The sequence below is a fragment of the Arthrobacter sp. MDT2-34-1 genome, from assembly GCF_059091365.1.
The window spans coordinates 370,308-388,393 of the sequence record NZ_JBNHGO010000003.1 but is presented as its reverse complement, the minus strand read 5'-3'; the positions used below and the strand labels follow the sequence as shown (position 1 = coordinate 388,393).

The window sequence follows — 18,086 nt, the reverse complement described above, 5'->3', positions numbered from 1 at the left end:
GCAAATGCATAAGATGGATGCATGAGCGAGCCGCGCGTAGAGCCCTTCCCCCACGACGCCAGCCGGCATTGGGACTTCAATCCCGACCCGTCGGCCGAACCTCAGTGGACCGAACTTATCCGGCGCCTGTGGCAGGAACGCGATTTACTGGTCAGCGACTTCCTGGCGCGCTTTGCGGCCATCTCCTATGAGGGGGCGTTGGTTCCGGACGAGGATGTCCGCCGGACAGCGGTGGACACGATGGAGATGTTCCTGTTCCAGATGGCCGGCCTCGAGTTGCCGCCCGATCTTCGGTCCCTGCCGAGGGATGTGGCTTCCCGCCGGGCACGCCAGGGGGTTCCGCTGGAGGCCTTCCTGAGCGCGGTACGCAACGACTTCCGGGTCCTGTGGAAAGGCCTTGAACGCGTTGCGCGGGGGCACGGCACCGACGTGCTCGTTGCCAACATGGACCGGGTCTTGGACACTGTGGAGAGATATGTCAGCAGCATCCAGCAGGCGTTTTCGGAAGAAGAAGCCCTGCTTGCCCGCGACAAGCAGCTGCACCGGCAACGGCTGCTTTCGCGGCTCTTTAACACCGACACCCAAAACACCGGCGAGGTCTCCGACATCGCCGCCGGCTTGGAAGTAGAAAGCTCGGACGTGTTTGAACTGATTGCGGTCACCAAGGAGGCCGCGGCGAAGTTGCCGGACCAGCCGGCGGCCGACCGTCACACCTTCTCCTACGAACGCGCCGGCGCCCTCTACCTTTTCCGGGTAAGCCGAGCCGGACGGACCTGGCAGGACGATCCGCCCGAATTTCCGGCCGGCTATATGCCCGGCGTGGAGGGCCTGGCCGCGATTCCGCAGGCGGCAGCGGCGGCTTTGGTTTTGGCCGCCAAGCACGGTGCCGATACGGGGCTGGCCACCATCGCGGGCACCTGGATGTCCATCGCCCGGGACCTCCTGGAGAAGGCGCTCCCCGGATTCTCGCTCCCCGTCACCACGGCACTGGACCACTGCACGCCGCATGAGCGCCAGCGGTTGCTGCAGGTGGCGCAAAGTTACGGCCGCACCGGTTCGATCAAGGAAACCGCGGAGGAACTTTACTGCCACCGAAACACGGTGGTCAACCGGTTGCATTCGCTGGAGGAAGTCATCGGGCTGGACATGACGGTTCCGGCGCAGGCAGCGCTCGCACTCGTGGCGCTCGCGGACTACAAAAATGGGCACAAGTTGTGAAAAGGCACAAGTAAGCGTTGTCAAGCCGGTGAGTATTGTCATTGTTCAGGGGAATGGCACTACCTTACAGTCGAGAGGTACTTCACAGCTCTACCTCGGGATGTCCTCCGTTCAGGGCCATAGGAATTACGGGCTGCCGCTGCCTCCTCCAACGATGCCGGCCCCGCACAGCTTGAAAGGCAACACGTGACGACGCCGCAATCTCTCAACACCCCCGGCGCTCCGCCGAAAGTCTCCGGCAAGGACGCAGGCAAGATCGCCCGGGCCGCCTTCGTCGGAACGGCTCTCGAGTGGTACGACTACTACCTCTTCGGCACGGCCGCGGCGTTGGTGTTCAACCGCCTGTTCTTCACCGAACTGGATCCCACGGCCGCGTTGCTGGCTTCATTCGCCACCTTCGGCGTCGGCTTCGCAGCCCGCCCGATCGGCGCCATGCTCTTCGGCTACATCGGCGACAAGTACGGCCGCCGGCCCGCCCTGCTGACCACCATCGTCATGATCGGCGTCGCCACCGGCCTGATCGGCCTGCTGCCCGACTTCGGCAGCATCGGCCTGGCGGCCCCGATCCTGCTCGCCGTCCTGCGGCTCGTCCAGGGACTGGCCGTGGGCGGCGAATGGGGCGGCGCGGTCACGATGGCCGTCGAGCACGCCCCGGCCGAGAAGCGCGGCCGGTACGCCGCCCTGGTCCAGGTCGGCTCGCCGGTGGCGACCCTGCTGGCCTCCACGGCGTTCACCCTCGTGCTGCTCTTCCCGTCCGACTTCTTTGACGCCTGGGGCTGGCGCATTCCCTTCCTGCTGGCCTTCCCGATGCTCCTGATCGCCCTGTGGATCCGGCTCAAGGTGGAGGAGTCGCCGATCTTCAAGGATCTGCTGGCCCAGGAAGAGACCTCCAAGGTCCCGGCCTTCGACGTCTTCCGCAACGCCGGCGGCCGCCTGGTGGTTGCCGTGCTCGCCGCCCTGCTGGGCGTGGGCGGCTTCTACATGATCACCACCTTCGTGGTCAGCTACGGCGTCAACACCCTGGGTGTGGACCGCAACGTGATGGTCAACGCCACCCTGATCGCCGCCGTCGCCCAGATCATCGTCACCATCCTGATGGGCCGGCTCGCGGAAAAGATCGGCCCGGGCAAGGTCACCATGTGGGGCGGCATCCTCACCGCCGTCCTGGCCTTCCCGTTGTTCGCCATGATCGACACCAAGTCCCCGCTGCTGATCACCCTGGCCATCACCTTCGGCATCATGCTGATCGCCGTGGCGTACGCGGTCAACGGCGCGCTGCTGACCGAACTGTTCCCGGCGAAACTGCGTTACTCCGGCGTGGCCCTGGGCTACAACATCGCCGGCGCGACCAGCGGCTTCATGCCCATGATCGCCACCGCCATGCTCGGCGTCTCCGGCAACCAATCCTGGGGCGCGGCCATGATCCTTGCCATCATCGCGCTGCTCACGGCCCTCGGCGGGTTCCTCGGCGAACGGCTGCGGGTCAAGGACAAGCAGATCGTAGCCGACAGCTAAGTCCCCACGCCCGCCCCACCCCGGGGCGGGCTCCGGCCTCCGGTGGACACCGCCTCCGGAAGCCAGCCTCTCACCACCTCGCGGGGGAGCCGTCCAGCCGGGCGGCTCCCCCGCGCCATATCAAGGAGCATTCGGATGATCAATGACGAACAGTCCCAACGTATTCTCGATGCCGTCGACGCCGCGTTCGACGCGCAGCTGGCCTTCACCCAGGAGCTGGTGAAGCACCCGTCGCTCCGGACCGCGGAAGGCAGCGCCCAGGACCTGCTGCACACGGCGATGGCCGCCCGCGGCCTGGAAATGGACCGCTGGCAGCTGGATCCCGACGAGCTCGCCACGCATCCGGGCTTCGGCCCCGTCACCGTCTCCTACGACGACGTCGACAATGTTGTCGGCACCTACCGGCCTGCCGCCGAAACCGGCCGCTCGCTCATCCTGAACGGACACGTCGACGTGGTGCCGGAAGGGCCGGAAGAGGCATGGTCGCGCTCCCCCTGGGATGCTCCCATCATCGACGGCTGGATGTACGGCCGCGGCGCCGGCGACATGAAGGCCGGCCTGGCCGCCAACCTCTTCGCGTTCGACGCCGTCAAGGCGGCCGGCCTCGACCCCGCCGGCCGCATCCACTTCCAGTCCGTCGTCGAAGAGGAATGCACCGGCAACGGTTCCCTGTCCGCGCTGATGCGCGGGTACCGGGCGGACGCGGTCATCATTCCCGAGCCCGAAGAGGACATGCTGGTCCGGGCCAACGTCGGGGTGCTCTGGTTCAAGGTGCGTGTCACCGGCAACCCGACCCATCCGCGCGAGATGGGCACCGGCTTCAACGCCATCGACGCCGCCTATACCGCCATCACCGCCCTGCGCGAAGTCGAGGAGAAGTGGAACGCGGAGCGGGGCCGGCACCGCTACTTCGAGGACCTGGAACACCCCATTAACTTCAACTTCGGGCAGATCATCGGCGGCGACTGGCCCTCCAGCGTGCCCGCCTGGTGTGAATTCGATGTGCGGGCGGCCATTTACCCCGGGATCCCGGCCGAGCAGGCCTGGCACGAACTGCAGGAATGCCTCGCCCGGCTGGGGGCCGGCCCCGAGCCGATCAAGGCCGTCGCCACCAAAACCGGATTCTTCTCCGAAGGCTACGTGCTGGAGCCCGGCAGCGAAGCCGAGTCCCTGCTGGAGAGCACGCACGAGCAAGTCTTCGGTCAGGAGCTTGGCAGTTTCACCACTCCCGGCTACCTGGACGGGCGTGTCTTCGCGCTCTATGCCGACACGCCCGCGCTTGTTTACGGCCCGGTCTCCGAAGCGATCCATGGCTTCGACGAGCGGGTATCCATCGAATCGGTCCGTCGAATCACCAAGAGCATCGCTCTGTTCATCGCCAACTGGTGCGGCGTGGAAGAGCGGGCCTGACACAGTCGCCGGCACCCGCGCTTCCTGCCGGTGCCGGCGACCGCCTAGCGGCCCCGCTTCTGGAGGGACTCCATCCGTTGCCGGTTTTCCCACCACTTCAACGTGTGGTTGATCAGCGACCCGAGCACCAAGGACGCTGCGATGGCGAGCAGCACCGCGAACTCGGTGGACAGCTGCGGCCACACGCCCGACGCGGTGCCGATGCCCACCGAGTAGGCGGACCACAGCACACCGGCCAGGGCGGAGTGCGCCAGGAACCGGCGGCCGGGCTGGGGAATCATAGCGGCGGCCACATTGAGCGTCACCCGCCCCATGGGAACAAACCGGGACGTCAGCACCAGCGGCAGCCCCTTGCGGCCCAGCCCGGTGCGGGCCTTGCGGAAGCCTGACTGCCAGTGTCGCCCGGAGAACACCTTCCGCTCGGCGAGGTTGAAGCGGCGCACCAGAAAGAACGTGCCGGCGTCACCCGCTACCGCGCCGGCCAGCATGGCGGCCGCCAGTACGTAAGGGTCGAGGTGGTCCGAGTGCACCGAGAGCGACCCCAGCGCGACGAACAGCGTGGTGCTCGGCACCGGAGGAACCAGCGCGGAAACGGTCACGAAGAGCGCACCGGCAGGGTAGATCCACCAGTAATCCAGGCTGCGCAGCAGTTCGCCGAGTTCGTCCATCCCCCCATCCTCCCCGATGCACGGCGGTGCAGGTGCAACGCTGCATCTGGCGGCACGCTGCAAGCGCCCGTCTAAACTGAGGCCATGAGCAACCTGGAGGCGGCACCGAGGGAAGTTGTCTGTTCACTGGAAGCAGACTCCGCCGACGCGGAGGTCCTGGCGCCGCGTGACGTCCCGCTGGGCGGCATCCGGGCCATGAACGTCCGCCGCACCCTGCCGCAGAAACGGCGCAGCCTGATCGGTTCCTGGTGCTTCCTGGATCATTACGGGCCCGACCTGGTGTCCGGTACCGGCGGCATGCAGGTTCCCCGCCACCCGCACACCGGCCTGGCCACGGTCAGCTGGCTGTTCTCCGGCAAGATCGCGCACCGGGATTCGGCCGGGTTTGAAGCCATCGTGCGCCCGGGGGAAGTGAACCTCATGATCGCCGGCCGGGGCATCTCCCACCAGGAATTTTCGACGCCGGACACCACCGTCCTGCACGGCGCGCAGCTCTGGTTCGCCCTTCCGGACTCGACCCGCAACATGCCGCCGACGTTCGAACATTACGCACCGGAACCCGTCGTCGGCGAGGGGACGGAGTTGCGCGTCTTCTTCGGTTCGCTGGCCGGCTCCACGTCTCCCGTCAACACCTACACCCCTCCGCTGCTCGGTGCCGAGGCCACGCTGCGTGCGGGGTCCCGGCTGGAACTCGCCTTGGACGCCGGGTTCGAACACGGAGTCCTGCTGGATACCGGCGACCTCCGGCTGGACGGAAACGACGTCCCGGTGGACCACTTGGTTTACCTCGCCCCCGGGCGAAAGCGCCTCGTCCTCGAGGCCGGGGACGCCCCGGCCCGGCTGCTGCTCATCGGCGGCCAGCCGCTGGGCGAGCAGATCATCATGTGGTGGAACTTCGTGGGCCGGAGCCATGAGGAGATCGTGGCGTACCGCGCCGCCTGGCAGGCCGAGATCGACGTCGACCCCGCGCCGGAACCCGAAAACGGCACCTATCCGGACGGTGCCCCGTATCCCCGGTTCGGCCCCTTCCCCGACGGGACGCCCGCACCGCTGCCCGCCCCGACGCTGCCGACCGTCCAGCTGCGACCCCGCGGCTGAGCACTGCCGGACCGACCCATCATCAGGAGTAACCATGGAAGCCGACGCCCCCATCGCCGTCCGCAGCAATGCCGGACGGCGCCGCTACGAACTGGTGGACGGCGGCAAGGTGATCGGCAAGGCCCACTGGTTGCCGTTCGAGGGGCCGTCGGGCCCCGAGCGTGTCTTCTTCCACACCACCGTTGACGAGAAGTATGCCGGGCAGGGATTGGCCGGACGCCTGGCCCGCTACTCGCTGGATGACACGGCCGCTGCCGGGGTGTCCGTGGTGACCGTATGCCCCTACATTAAGGCCTACGTCGAAAAGCACCCGGAGTACCTGCCCCAGACCACCCCGGTGCGGCCCGAACACGTGCAAGCGGTCGAACGCGTCGCGGGCTAGGGAGACCGCCGGAACCCTTTGCCGTCGCCAACAGTTCTTAACGGGGAGAGATGACCCCGTGCACCGGCTTCCACCGGGCAGGCAAGGAGCGGAACCGTGGGAATGTTTGACAAGCTGGTCCAAAAGGGCAAGCAAAAGGCCATCCAGTACGCCAAGGAGCAATTGGCCCAACGCACCGGACAGCAGCGCCCGCCGCGGCCCCAGGACTCCGGCCGGGGACCCGGCTACGGCCAGGAGGCAGGCTACGGGCGCGGCCAAAACCGCGAATACGGCCAGGACCCTAACTACGACGGCGGTTACAACCGCGGCTACGGTCAGGACCGTGGTTACGACCGCGGTTACGGGCAGGACCGTGGTTATGGGCAGGACCGCGGCTACGACGGCGGGTACAACCGTGGCGGGGGCGACGGCGGTCAAAGGTATCCGTCCCGGCCGCAGCCTCGCGACGGCAGGCCCGGGCAACCCGCCGGCCGGGACGCCGACCAGGCGGCCATCGCGAAATACAAGTACATGCTGCAGACTGCACCGCCCCAGGACATGGAGCGGGCCCACGCCGAAGCCTTCAACCGGTTGACCCCGCAGCAGCGCGCGATGCTCCGGGACGAGCTCAACAGCCAGCTCCCCGCGGCAGAGCGGGCCGCCTCCGACCGGCCCGAGACGCTGGCCAGGACCGCTACCCGCGCCGAACTGGCGCAGCCGGGCTTCATGGAACGGATCCTCGGCCGGAGCGGAACGGGGCGGGGCGGCGGCCGCCTTGCCGCCGGAGCCGCCGGCGCCGCGGGAGGTCTGGGCGCCGGCCTGCTGGCCGGTGTGGCCGCCGGCTTCGTCGGCTCGGCCATCGCCGGTCCCCTGCTGGAAGGATTCTCCGGCATCGGGGAAGGACTGGCCGGCGCCGCGGAAGGATTCGGCGACACCGTCGCCTCCGCCGGTGAGGGCTTTGCAGACAACGCAGGCTTCGGTGGTTTCTTTGGCGACGGCGCCGAGGGGCTCGGCGACTGGGAGATCTAGCGGATCAGGCACCCGCCTGGGGAGCGTCGTCGTCGGCCTCGGCAACCGGCGGCGCGATCAGCAAGGCGGTGCCCGCGTACGGTCCGAGGTGGAGATAGAAGCTGTGCAGGTCGTCCACCGTGCCGATTGTTTCGCCGCTGAACGCGTCGGTCACTTCGGAGCCCAGCTCCAAAGCTTCGGAGCGGACGGTACCGGCGATTTCCTGCCCGGAGAAGTTCAGGACCGTGACCTCTTGCCCGCCCGAGACCAGTTGGTGGACCATCACCAGCATGCCGCGATGGGAGACGTCGGGAACATCTATCAGGGCGCTCTTGGCGATGCCGTGCTCTTCCCGGACCGCCAGGATGCGTGCCAGCTGCCGGGCGAACGACGCTTCGTCCTCGAGCTGCTCGGGCAGCGTGCCGTACAGGGCCTTGCCCATGGGCATGCCGGAGGTTGACGTCTCGGCTGTCGGGTCGAAACCCATCAGGTCATGGGCGCTGCGGTTGATCCAGCGCGTGTCGCCCCGGGACATCAGCCGGGCCACCCGGCTGCGCTCCAGCGGCAACATCCCGCACAGGTCCCAGCCGGAGAGCGCGAAGACCCCCGGCTGCAGCGCGTTGTACATGGCCAGCAGCAGGTGCACGCGGCAGATCTCGGCCGACTGCTCTTCGGTGATCGAATCCAGGTCGGTGATGCCCAGCACCGCGGTGATCACGCTGGCCGTGGTACAGGCGATTCCGTTGGCGGTGAAGACCAGGTTGTAGGGGGCGGCTTCGCCGGTGATCCCGTCCCGCAGGGTCTGCTGGACCTTGTGGGCCAGCTCCGCGCCGGTGAGCTCCTCGCCGTCGAGCTCGTAGACGTCGTCCTTGTGCTTGGTGGTGAAGTGCACCAGTTCGTAGGTGAGCTCGTCGTGGTTCTGCAGCGCGTGCACCAGCGACGCCTGGTCTACGCCGATGTCCATGGCCAGGCGCAGCGTCAGCCGGAGAAACTCGGTGTCCGCGGTGACCAGGGCGTGGTGGTACGCCGGGCGCGTCACGAAGTCGTAGGACAGGTCCGGGCCGGTTTCCGAGGTGGCCTTGATGTCGTCGATGCTGAGGTTCAGCTCCTGGAAGGTGAAGCCGCCGACCTTGCGGACCATGCTGCCGATGATCTGGTTGGCCGCCGCTGAGAGCGGATGCCCCTCGGACCAGCCCGGCGTTTCCTCGGCGCTCTTCTCCACGCCCAGGAAGCCGTTGGCGTCCAGCCGGAGCGCCCCGGTCCCCAGGTCCACCAGCGAATGCAGGGCATCGCCCATCACCAGGCGCATGCCGGAGAAGGTGGGGTCCAGCCAGTTGATGGACGGCTGGCCGGCCTTGAAGTAGTGCAGATAGACCCAGCGGTGGGCCTTGCCCTCGGTGTCCAGGACCGGCGGGGTGGCGCTCCAGTTGGTTTCCTTGACGCCGGGTTCGTAGAAAATGACCCGCTGGAGTTCGCCTATGATGTAGCCGGCCTGCTGGAGCCGGCGCTCGGTCGCGACGTCGATATTGACCGAGTCCTCGCCCTCGGGGACATCCGGCAGCAGGTCCCAGTCGGACTCCGGGATGTCGATCATGTGGTAGATGCCCGGATAGTCGCGGAAGTTCATCTCCGCCAGCCGGAAGTCTGCTCCCTTGCCGGTGTGGCCGGGCACAATATCGTCCACGATCGTGCCGCCGTGTTCGGCGGCCACCCCGCACATGCTCCGGAACTCGTCCTCGGTGCCGAACAGCGGGTCGATCGCCATGCTAATGCGGTCGAAGTGCCCGTCCACGCTGGGGGTATGGTTCCAGCCGGTCAGGCCGCCGGCCAGCTTCACCGGCCCGATGTGGATGGCCTTGATGCCGATCTGTTGGAAGGCCTCCCAGAGCGCGGCATCGCCCAGCGCCGCCAAGAACGTCTGTCCGGGCCTGGTGATCAGCGACAGCGGGTAGGCCGTGAACCAGACCGAGGCCCGCTCCACCGCCGCCCGCGGATTCGGGTACGCGAACGGGTTCTGCCACATGCTGGCCTGCCCGGAGAGCTGGCGCCCCAAAACCTTCGCGTCGCCCAGCATGGACTGGTTGCGCAGCCACTCCACATAGACCTTGTTGCGCGCGTCCGGCTCGAACGGCGGTTGGCCGGGGACGAACTGGCGGCGGCGGGCCGTGGGGCGCAGCGAGCGGGGACGGGCCGGGTAGAACTGCTCGTCAAAGCTGATGTCCGGCGCCTGGGGTTCGGCGAGGGGCTCGACGGCGGTGTTCCCGCCGTCTGCCGCGGCGGCATCCCCGTCTGCCCTGGCAGCACCCCCGTCCGCCCTCGCGGCAGCACCGCCGTCGTCATGGTTGGTGCGGTCAAGGACGGGATCGTGCCGCAGAACCGAATCCTTCATGGCGTCATCTCCTTTGTGCTCGACGGCTGGAATTCTCCAGACGGGCTCTACCCCCAACATTGCCAGACGGCCGGGGCCACCACTACCCCGGGCCACCGGTCAGCCGGGCGGTTTCAGCAGGAAGTGGACCGCTGCCGGGTACGAGGACCGCGGAACCGTTCCGGTCGTGCTCGTTGTAGGAGCCGACTTCGTACCGGTCGGCTAGCAGCGCGCTTCGGCCGCTTGCTCCACCTTGGCCAGCAGGCGCGCGAGCTGGTCGCGTTCCGTCCGAGTCAATCCGGCGAGCAGGGCGCGTTCGGTGTTCACATGGTCTGGCAGAGCCTTGTTGACGAGGTCCCGCCCTGCGGGCGTGAGGGTAACCTGCTTGCCCCTGCCGTCCGTGATGTCTTTGGTCCTTGTGACCAGCCGCCGCTCTTCCAGCCGGTTTAAGCGCTGGGCGATGGCGGCGGAGGTCACCATGGCGGCCTGGGTCAGCTCCCGTGGACTGAGCGTGTAAGGCTTCCCCGAGCGCAGCAGTGTCGCCAAGACGTCAAAACTGGCCGAATCGAGATCGTGGCGGGCGAACGTTGCCGCCAGCACGGCGTCCACCTTCCGCGACGCGCGGGTGATCCGTCCAATCACTGCCATAGGCGAAACGTCCAGGTCGGGCCGTTCCGCAGCCCACTGCGCCAAAATTTTCGCTACCGGGTCTTCCACGCATCCAGCATAGACGATTCGCTAAGAGCTTAGCTATATTGGCTAAGTGCTTAGCAATCGATGGCTCCTCCTGGCAGCCACTGCCTTCGCCCCGTTGACCTGGGGAACGACCTACGCGGTCACCACCGAACTGCTGCCTGCAGACAAGCCGCTCCTGGCAGCGGCACTGCGGGCGCTACCTGCAGGGCTCCTCCTGCTGTTGATTGTCCGGCGGCTCCCGCAGGGCCCTTGGTGGTGGAAGGCCCCACTGCTCGGCGCACTGAACATCGGCGTTTTCTTCGCCCTGCTGTTTGTTGCCGCCCATCGGTTGCCCGGCGGAGTGGCGGCGACCATTGGCGCCGTGCAGCCTTTGCTGGTGGCTGCCCTGGCCTCGCGTTGGATCGGCGAGCGGCTGACCGGCCCCAAGGTCATTGCAGCGGCCGTCGGCTTGTTTGGCGTCGCGCTGATAGTGCTGCAATCACACGCCGGACTCGACGCGGTGGGGGTCGCGGCCGCCTTGGGCGGCACCTTGTCCATGGGCGCCGGCCTGGTGCTGGCTAAGAAGTGGGGGCAGCCGGATACGGCTCTGGCCGTTACGTGCTGGCAGTTGACGGCCGGTGGTTTGCTGCTGGCACCGCTGGCCCTCCTCATGGAGGGCCCGCTGCCGCAGCTGACCGGTTCGAATATCGGTGGCTACATCTACCTGTCGGTGATCGGAACTGCTGTGGCCTACGCGTTGTGGTTCCGTGGGCTGCAGCTGCTGCCGGCGTTTAGCGTGTCGCTACTGGGACTGTTGAGTCCCGTCGTCGCCACCGCCACCGGATGGCTGGTCCTTTATCAGGAACTCGCCCCCGGTCAAACAGCGGGGGCGTTGCTGATTTTGGCAACACTGGTCGCCTCCAATTCCAAGGCGACGGCAAGGGGCGGGCGGGCCTCCGCCGCCGCGGCAGCCATTCGGCGCATGCACTTCCGCTGGTTCTCGTCTGTCAGACCTTCAGCCGACCGCCAGTTGGCGGAATATGGCGAACCCGTCAGCTGGCGCGGGCCTCGCGGTTCTCGTCCACGTATTCCGCCGTCACCAGGATCGGCAGGTGGTCGGACTGGCCGCGCGGCAGGGTTTCCACGCTTTGAATGTCCAGGCCCAGGGAGGTGGCGAAATCGAAGTGGCCGCGGAACAGCTTGTAGCGCGTGTAGGTCCGGCGGTTGCTCAGGGTCAGTTCGTAGCCCGTTTCCTTGAGGTGCTCAATCAGGTTCTTGGTGAAGAAGGGGTAGTTGAAGTCCCCCACCATCAGCGTCATCTGCTCGCCGTTGCCGCCCATGCCCAGCAGCGCTTCGTGGCCGGCCTTGATCTGGTGCCGGCGCAGGGAGTTGGTGGCCGTCAGCGGCGCGGCGTGAAAGTCACCGACGACGATTTCGTGTTTGCTCTCGTTGTCCACCATTTTGACTCCGAGCAGCCGCTCGTGGGCCGGCGCCAGCACATAATCGTGCAGCGACTTCTTGAGTTCGAAGGTGTTGGTATCGAGTGCGGAGAACCTGTTCTCGTCGTAATAGACAGCCAGCCCCAGCCTGTTTCCCTTGGTCGAATCGGCCAACCGCAGGTGTCCCAGCGTGTGCGGAAGTTTCTCTGTGTCCGCTTCCTGCAGGCACATGACGTCGACGTCGTAGCGGTCGGTCAAATCCTCGAGCTCCGCGCTCGCACTGTGTTTCCGCAGGTTGTAGCTGATGGCTCTCAACAAAGAATCACCCTTCCGTCGCGGTCGCTGTAGCCTGCGCCCATACTACAGAGCCAGCCTTGCGGTTACATTCGGCTGCCGCCTGCCGGGGCGGTCAAAAGGGCGGATTCGCCCCGCATGGAGGCCGGAAACCGGGCACGGATTTCCTTCGACGGCGCGTGCCGGCGGCGACCATCGGGGGTGCGTTCACGGGCAACGGCAGCCATCCCGTCGTGGCTTTAAGGACGGCGGTCCCTCAGGTTCCGCAGAAAGTCCGGTAGCTGCCGAAGTCGTCCGGCGCGGCGGCGGCGTAGCGCTCCAAACCGGGACGCTCGTCGTAGGGGCGGGTCACCGCGTTCAGCAGGCGGCTCAGCGGGTCCAGGTCTCCGTGCGTGGCGGCGTCGAGGGCCTCCTCGACCAGGTGGTTGCGGGGAATGTAGACGGGGTTGACCCGGTCCATCAAACCCGCGTCCGGTCCGAGCGGACGCCATCGTCCCAGCCAGTCATCGAACCCTGCGGGGTCCGGAAACAGGCGCCGGGCCGCTTCTGTTTGGCCCCGGGCGGCCGCGCCGAGGCTGCGGAAGAACGCTGTGTGGTCTACCTTGCCCGCCTGGAGCAGGGCCAGGAGGTCATTCACGAGCAGGGAGGCCCCCGCGGCATCGACCTCGTCGCCCAGGCCGATCTTGCTCCTCGCGCCGGCCAGCCAGGCGGCGCTGTACTCGCTCCTGAAGGCGCCCAGGGCTTCTGACGCGAGCGCGGCCGCCTGCTCTTGATCGTCGTGCAAGAGCGGCAGGAGAGCCTCCGCGAGCCGGGCCAGGTTCCATTCGGCGGCAAGCGGCTGGTTGGCATACGCGTAACGCCCGCCCTCGTCGATGGAACTGAAGACGGAGGCCGGATCGAAGGCGTCCATGAAGGCGCAGGGCCCGTAGTCGATGGTTTCACCTGAGATCGTCATGTTGTCGGTGTTCATGACCCCGTGCACGAATCCCACGAGCATCCACTGCGCCACCAGCGCGGCCTGGGCGCCGATCACTGCCTGAAACAGCGCCAGATACGGGTGCTCGGCCTCGGCGGCCGCCCGATGGTGGCGGGCAATGGCATGGTCGGCGAGCCGGCGCAGGAGGCCGGCGTCACCCGTGGCCCGGGCATACTGGAAACTTCCCACGCGCAGATGGCTGCCGGCCACCCGCGCCAGAACGGCTCCCGGCAACTCGGTGTCACGGTATACCGGCAGCCCCGTGGCCACGACGGCGAGGGAGCGCGTGGTGGGAATGCCCAGGGCATGCATGGCCTCGCTGACCACATATTCGCGCAGCATCGGGCCCACCGCGGCCTGGCCGTCACCGCCCCGCGCGAACGGCGTGGGCCCCGAACCCTTGAGGTGGACGTCGCGCAGCCGGCCGCCCGCATCGGTCAGCTCGCCCAGCAGGAGGGCCCGCCCGTCGCCGAGCCGGGGCGAGTACCAGCCGAACTGGTGGCCGGCGTACGCCTGCGCCACCGGAGTGGCGCCGCCGGGGATCCGGTTGCCTGTCAACAGCCGCAGCCCGTCGGGGCTGCGCAGGGCCGCCGGGTCGATTCCCAATTCGGCGGCCAGCGGCTCGTTGAGAACCAGCAGGCGCGGGTCGGGGGCCTCCTGCGCCCGCCAGGGGACGGCCAACTCCGCAAGCTCGCGGGCGAAGCGGCCATCAAACGCGAGGGTTGATTGTGCTGAAGCACTCATCCCCCAAGAATAACTAGGACACCGCGGGCGGCGTCACCCCAGCCGGCAGATGCCCGGGAACTGCAAAGGAAAGACCACGATGAGCACGCACATCCACAGCATCCTGAACCGGGCCGGAGAAGAGATGGTGTACATCGGACCGGACCACCCTTCCTACGAACTGCTCGCCGGGCTGGTGGCTTCCGTGCACCAAGCCTGGCAGGAAGGCTACGACCAGGGCCGCAGCGGCGGCACGGACGAAAACCCGTACCGCGGCTACTAAAGCGGGCCGCGCCAGCCGGAAAATAGGGCGCACCTACCCCTAGCACTCCCCCCGTGGATAGGCAAAGCTGAAGGCAGGGGAAACTGGCGCCACCACGCTCTTCTGGTTGTCGCCTTCAGCCGGCCGGGGGCGCCGACGCTGAAGAACGTCGCTCCTGCAGTTCCGGCATGGGGCCGGAACGGTCAAAACACAGAGAGGTGTTTCGAGATGACTGACGTAGCAAGCACTACCGGCGAAACCGGCCAGGTCACCACCGGGCTCTATATCGGCGGCGAGGTCCGGGACTCCGGCGAAAAATACGCGGTAGCGGACCCCGGCAAGCCCGGTTCAGTGGTCGGCTACGCGGCGGCCGCCACCCGGCAGGATGTGGCCGACGCCGTCGCCGCCGCGAAGTCCGCCTTCCCCGCGTGGGCGGCGCTCGGCGCCAAGGAACGCGCCGCCCAGCTCGGCGCGGCCATCGAAGGCATCGCCGATCTCCGCGACGAGGACGCGGCGATCCTGTCGCAGGAAAACGGCAAGATCCGCATGGAGGCCTGGGTGGACGCCCTGGTCTTCGAGATCCGCTTCCAGCTCGCCCTCGCCCTCGCGGACGAGGTGGACCAGGGCAAGGTCCTGGAACCGGCTCCGGGCATCCCGGTAACCACCTCCGTGGCGTACCAGCCGCTGGGCGTGGTCACGGTGATTGTTCCGTTCAACTGGCCCATCGCCATCCTCGGCGCCTCGCTGCCGCACGCCCTGCTGGCGGGCAACACCGCGATCGTGAAGCCGCCGCCCACCACCCCGCTGGCAATCACCCGGGTAGTGCAGCGCGTGGCGGAAAAGCTGCCGCCGGGGGTGCTGAATATTGTCACCGGCCAGGACAGCGAGATGGGCGGCCTGATCCAGAACGACGACGTGGCGAAGGTCTGTTTCACCGGCAGCGTGGGCGGCGGCAAGAAGATGATGGAGATGGCGTCCAAGAGCCTGACCCGGGTCACCTTGGAGCTCGGCGGCAACGACCCGGCGGTGGTCCTCGAAGACGCCGTCCTGGACGACACGCACCTGGACCGGCTGTATGCCGCGGTCTTCGACACGACCGGGCAGATCTGCATGGCCGCCAAGCGCATCTATGTGCACCGCTCCCGGCTGGAGGAACTGGTCGCCGGGCTGTCCGAGAGGCTGGAGAAGGCCGTCGTCGGCTACGGCCTGGACGAGGGCACCACCATAGGCCCGCTGCACCAGCCCGCGCAGAAGACCTTCGTCGAAGAACTCATCGCAGAGGCGAAGGCCGCCGGCGCCGACGTCCGCGAATTCGGGGAACTGCCGGCGGACCCGGAGCTGCAGGGCGGCAACTTCCTGCGGCCGGCGTTGGTGGTCGATCCGGACCCGCAGCTGCGCGTGGTCACGCAGGAACAGTTTGGTCCGGTCATCCCGATCCTCCCCTTCGACACCGAAGAGGAAGCACTGGCCCTGGCCAACGACACCTGGGCCGGCCTCTGCGGCTCGGTGTGGACCGCGGACACGGACAAGGCCAACGCCGTCGGCTCGCAACTGGTCTGCGGCTACGTTTGGGTCAACGACCACGGCGCGACCCGCCTGGACCTCCGGGCGCCGTTCGGCGGCATGAAGCACTCGGGCTTCGGCCGGGAACAGGGCATCGAAGGCATCCGTGCGTTCCAGGACACCCGCGCCATCGCCCACCTGGACGAGGCGGCGGCCGCCGCAGGCCACTAAATACGACGACGGCGGGCGGGCTACCGCGGCGGCGGGCGGCCCTTCCTCCGCCCGACGCCGAGGCACCCGAGGAACGGGCCGGCCGCGCGGGCGGCCCGGCCCCGGTTCAGACGGCCTGGGCGGTCCGCCAGCCGCCGCGGTATTCCTTGCGCGCGGTGACGGAGTAGGGCGCCGGGCTGACCACGGCCCGGACTTCCAGCTGCCGGTGCGGTTCCACGGTGGTCTTGCGGGTGCCGCCGTCGGGCTCGCCCCAGACCACGTTCACCTCGGTACCGATTTCGACGTCGGGGTTGACCGTGGCCAGCGACAGCGCCCGCCGCTCGTTGGCGCTGTAACCGGTGAACAGGGACAGGCCCACGTTCGTGCCGCCGGCGTCGACAATGGAATCGTAGTTCGAGGAGCCGTAGTTGGCGTTGGGCAGGTCAAAGTACTTGTAGGGCGTCCCCTCCGTGTCGAACAGCGAGGCGAAGATCTTGGTCATGTCCTCGGCGTTCCAGGCCAGCGTGACCTTCTTCCGCTGCGCCTCGCCGTCGATCTTCTCCAGCGCGTCGCGGCCGATGAAGTCGTGGTCGAACTTGACGAAGGAGCCGTAGCCCAGCTCCCACGGGTTCAGGTAGTAGTCGTCGATGTTGTCGGAGACGAAGCTGCCGGCCACGGCGTTGACGGCTTCGTAGCTGTCCGCGCCCAGCCATTCCCGGTACGGGCGAAGCTCTGCCCCGGAGTAGATGGCCGGCAGCGGGGACGGAATCCAGCCCGATTCCAGGGTGTTGGACGAGTAGGCCCGGGCGCCGACGGCCAGCAGGCCAAACTCCCGGCCGGCGTCCAGGATAAATTCGCGGACGCGCTCGTAGGACTCGTAGGGCCCCCAGAGCTCCAGCCCGGGGGCGCCGGCCATGCCGTGGCGGAGCGTGCGCACCTGTGCCCCGGCCACCTGCATGTGGTCCATGCTGAAGAATTTCAGCTGCTCCACGGTGCCGCCGTTGAGCTTTTCGATGACCTGCCACGCGTTGGGACCCTGGATCTGGAACCGCCAGTACCTGCGCTGCACGGGCTTGCCCATCGGCCGCGACGGCGACCGCCGGTCCACCTGAAGCTCCACGTCGTACCCGCCGGTCTGTCCGTGGAAGAGCAGCCAGTTGGCCGCGGGGGAACGCCCCACGTAGACGAACTGGTCCTCGGCCTCGTGAAAGAGGATGCCGTCGCCGATCACGTGCCCGGACGGCGTCGTCGGCACATATTGCTTGGCCCTGTTTACAGGGAAGGTGGCCACCGAGTTGATTGCGGTGTCGGAGATCAGTCTCAGCGCATCGGGGCCCTTGATGAACAGGTTGTCCATGTGGTGGGACTGGTCGTACAGCACGGCGGTCTCCCGCCAGGCCCGGACCTCGCTGCGCCAGTTCGTGAATTCCGGTGCCACCACCGGATAAACATAGGCGCCGATCTGCGAATTGCGCAGCAGATCCACCGTATTGCCGGCCTGGTCCAGGACGTCCTGCAGGTTCTGTGCACTCATGATTCCCCTATCCCCGCCGGCCGGGGCCGGCGTCTCTTCCATGCCTCCGTTGGCCGAAGGCATGCTGTTCGATTGCGGGCGGCAGGGGAACCGGCTTCTTTAGCGGCCGGGCTCCTCGGCCGCCCGCGTGATGGCATTGGCGACGCTCTTGAGGTGCTTATCCATGGCTGCGGCGGCCCGTTCCGGATCCTTGGCGCAGACCGCGTCCAGAATCTCCAGGTGTTCGGGCAGCGATACGGCCGGCCGGCCCGGCTGCATGGCCAGCCGGAACTGGAACCGGACGCTCTGGCCGCGCAGGCGCGCGATCAGTGCCGCCGCCGTTTCGTGCCGGCTCAATTCGACGACCCGGCGGTGCAGGGTCTTGTTCAGGTCCGAATACTGCAGCAGGTCGCCGGCGGCCACGGCCCGGCTCATGGACTCGCCCAGGGCCTGGAGTTCCCGCACGTCCTCGTCGGTGACCTGTTCGGCGGCCTTGGCCGCGCAGATGGCTTCCAGGGCGGCGCGGACCTCGGTGATTTCCACCGCTTCCTCCACCGCGACCGCGCGCACCCGGGCGCCCCGGTTTTGGATGCGCTCCACCAGCCCCTCCAGCGTCAGCTCCGCCAGCGCCGCCCGGACGGTGGCCCGGCTGGCATGGAACTCGGCGCAGATATCCGCCTCCACCAGTCGCTGGTTGGGCACGAGTTCGCCCCGGTCGATCGCCCTTTTCAGCCCGGCGACGACGGCGGCCGAGTCGGTTGATCGGGGTACGGCAGTTTGGCTGGCGGTGCTCACGGGAGGTTGCTCCATGCTTGGATAGTGTGCTGACAAAGTTGTTGCCAATA

General features: G+C 67.6%; 15 protein-coding genes and 1 pseudogene. 9 read left to right on the top strand and 7 right to left on the bottom strand.

All coding sequences use genetic code 11. The annotated features are described in order from the left end of the window. The first annotated feature begins 21 nt into the window (after window positions 1-21). The 3 genes from AC5RVV_RS15105 (at window position 22) to AC5RVV_RS15095 (ending at window position 4,143) form a co-directional block, all read left to right on the top strand. On the top strand, window positions 22-1,218 hold the full coding sequence (locus tag AC5RVV_RS15105; protein ID WP_494002205.1) for a helix-turn-helix domain-containing protein: 1,197 nt from the start codon (window positions 22-24) through the stop codon (window positions 1,216-1,218). Window positions 1,219-1,404: 186 nt separating this feature from the next. Further along, window positions 1,405-2,733, top strand: a complete 1,329-nt coding sequence (locus AC5RVV_RS15100) for an MFS transporter (RefSeq protein WP_494002204.1) — start codon at window positions 1,405-1,407, stop codon at window positions 2,731-2,733. 135 nt (window positions 2,734-2,868) lie between these two features. After that, window positions 2,869-4,143, top strand: a complete 1,275-nt coding sequence (locus AC5RVV_RS15095; RefSeq protein WP_494002203.1) for an ArgE/DapE family deacylase — start codon at window positions 2,869-2,871, stop codon at window positions 4,141-4,143. Between the two features lie 44 nt (window positions 4,144-4,187). On the opposite strand, the gene AC5RVV_RS15090 is transcribed toward AC5RVV_RS15095, so the two are convergent. After that, window positions 4,188-4,811, bottom strand: coding sequence for a DedA family protein (locus AC5RVV_RS15090; RefSeq protein WP_494002202.1), 624 nt, complete (start codon window positions 4,809-4,811; stop codon window positions 4,188-4,190). Window positions 4,812-4,895: 84 nt separating this feature from the next. Here AC5RVV_RS15090 and AC5RVV_RS15085 point away from each other — a divergent pair, with 84 nt between their 5' ends. From AC5RVV_RS15085 to AC5RVV_RS15075, 3 genes are all read left to right on the top strand, one after another. Continuing rightward, complete coding sequence (locus AC5RVV_RS15085; protein ID WP_494002201.1) at window positions 4,896-5,909, top strand: pirin family protein; 1,014 nt, start codon at window positions 4,896-4,898, stop codon at window positions 5,907-5,909. 34 nt (window positions 5,910-5,943) lie between these two features. Next, the gene (locus AC5RVV_RS15080; RefSeq protein WP_494002200.1) at window positions 5,944-6,291 is read left to right on the top strand and encodes a GNAT family N-acetyltransferase; all 348 of its coding nucleotides are present in this window, start codon (window positions 5,944-5,946) and stop codon (window positions 6,289-6,291) included. 102 nt (window positions 6,292-6,393) lie between these two features. Next, window positions 6,394-7,299 (top strand): hypothetical protein, encoded by a 906-nt coding sequence (locus AC5RVV_RS15075; RefSeq protein WP_494002349.1) that lies wholly within the window; start codon window positions 6,394-6,396, stop codon window positions 7,297-7,299. 4 nt (window positions 7,300-7,303) lie between these two features. Here AC5RVV_RS15075 and treS read toward each other — a convergent pair whose 3' ends face one another. Both treS and AC5RVV_RS15065 read right to left on the bottom strand, forming a co-directional pair. Next, on the bottom strand, window positions 7,304-9,667 hold the full coding sequence (gene treS, locus AC5RVV_RS15070) for a maltose alpha-D-glucosyltransferase (RefSeq protein ID WP_494002199.1): 2,364 nt from the start codon (window positions 9,665-9,667) through the stop codon (window positions 7,304-7,306). 201 nt (window positions 9,668-9,868) lie between these two features. Further along, on the bottom strand, window positions 9,869-10,363 hold the full coding sequence (locus tag AC5RVV_RS15065) for a MarR family winged helix-turn-helix transcriptional regulator (RefSeq protein ID WP_494002198.1): 495 nt from the start codon (window positions 10,361-10,363) through the stop codon (window positions 9,869-9,871). A gap of 46 nt (window positions 10,364-10,409) precedes the next feature. Here AC5RVV_RS15065 and AC5RVV_RS15060 point away from each other — a divergent pair. Beyond that, window positions 10,410-11,225: pseudogene (locus AC5RVV_RS15060) on the top strand (EamA family transporter); the annotation flags it as partial. A 148-nt stretch (window positions 11,226-11,373) separates the two neighbouring features. Here AC5RVV_RS15060 and AC5RVV_RS15055 read toward each other — a convergent pair. Together AC5RVV_RS15055 and AC5RVV_RS15050 are read right to left on the bottom strand one after the other, a co-directional pair. After that, window positions 11,374-12,075 carry an endonuclease/exonuclease/phosphatase family protein gene (locus tag AC5RVV_RS15055; protein WP_494002348.1) on the bottom strand — a complete coding sequence of 234 codons (702 nt, stop codon included), beginning with the start codon at window positions 12,073-12,075 and terminating at the stop codon, window positions 11,374-11,376. Window positions 12,076-12,310: 235 nt separating this feature from the next. Further along, the gene (locus tag AC5RVV_RS15050; protein WP_494002197.1) at window positions 12,311-13,774 is read right to left on the bottom strand and encodes a protein adenylyltransferase SelO; all 1,464 of its coding nucleotides are present in this window, start codon (window positions 13,772-13,774) and stop codon (window positions 12,311-12,313) included. A gap of 79 nt (window positions 13,775-13,853) precedes the next feature. Here AC5RVV_RS15050 and AC5RVV_RS15045 point away from each other — a divergent pair, with 79 nt between their 5' ends. Together AC5RVV_RS15045 and AC5RVV_RS15040 are read left to right on the top strand one after the other, a co-directional pair. After that, the gene (locus AC5RVV_RS15045; protein WP_493977043.1) at window positions 13,854-14,036 is read left to right on the top strand and encodes a hypothetical protein; all 183 of its coding nucleotides are present in this window, start codon (window positions 13,854-13,856) and stop codon (window positions 14,034-14,036) included. Window positions 14,037-14,243: 207 nt separating this feature from the next. Then, entirely contained in the window at window positions 14,244-15,749 is a 1,506-nt protein-coding gene (locus AC5RVV_RS15040; RefSeq protein WP_494002196.1) for an aldehyde dehydrogenase family protein, read from the top strand. Between the two features lie 106 nt (window positions 15,750-15,855). Here AC5RVV_RS15040 and ligM read toward each other — a convergent pair whose 3' ends face one another. Next, complete coding sequence (ligM, locus tag AC5RVV_RS15035; RefSeq protein WP_494002195.1) at window positions 15,856-17,262, bottom strand: vanillate/3-O-methylgallate O-demethylase; 1,407 nt, start codon at window positions 17,260-17,262, stop codon at window positions 15,856-15,858. A 99-nt stretch (window positions 17,263-17,361) separates the two neighbouring features. Further along, the gene (locus AC5RVV_RS15030) at window positions 17,362-18,051 is read right to left on the bottom strand and encodes a GntR family transcriptional regulator (RefSeq protein WP_494002194.1); all 690 of its coding nucleotides are present in this window, start codon (window positions 18,049-18,051) and stop codon (window positions 17,362-17,364) included. Between the last annotated feature and the right edge of the window lie 35 nt (window positions 18,052-18,086).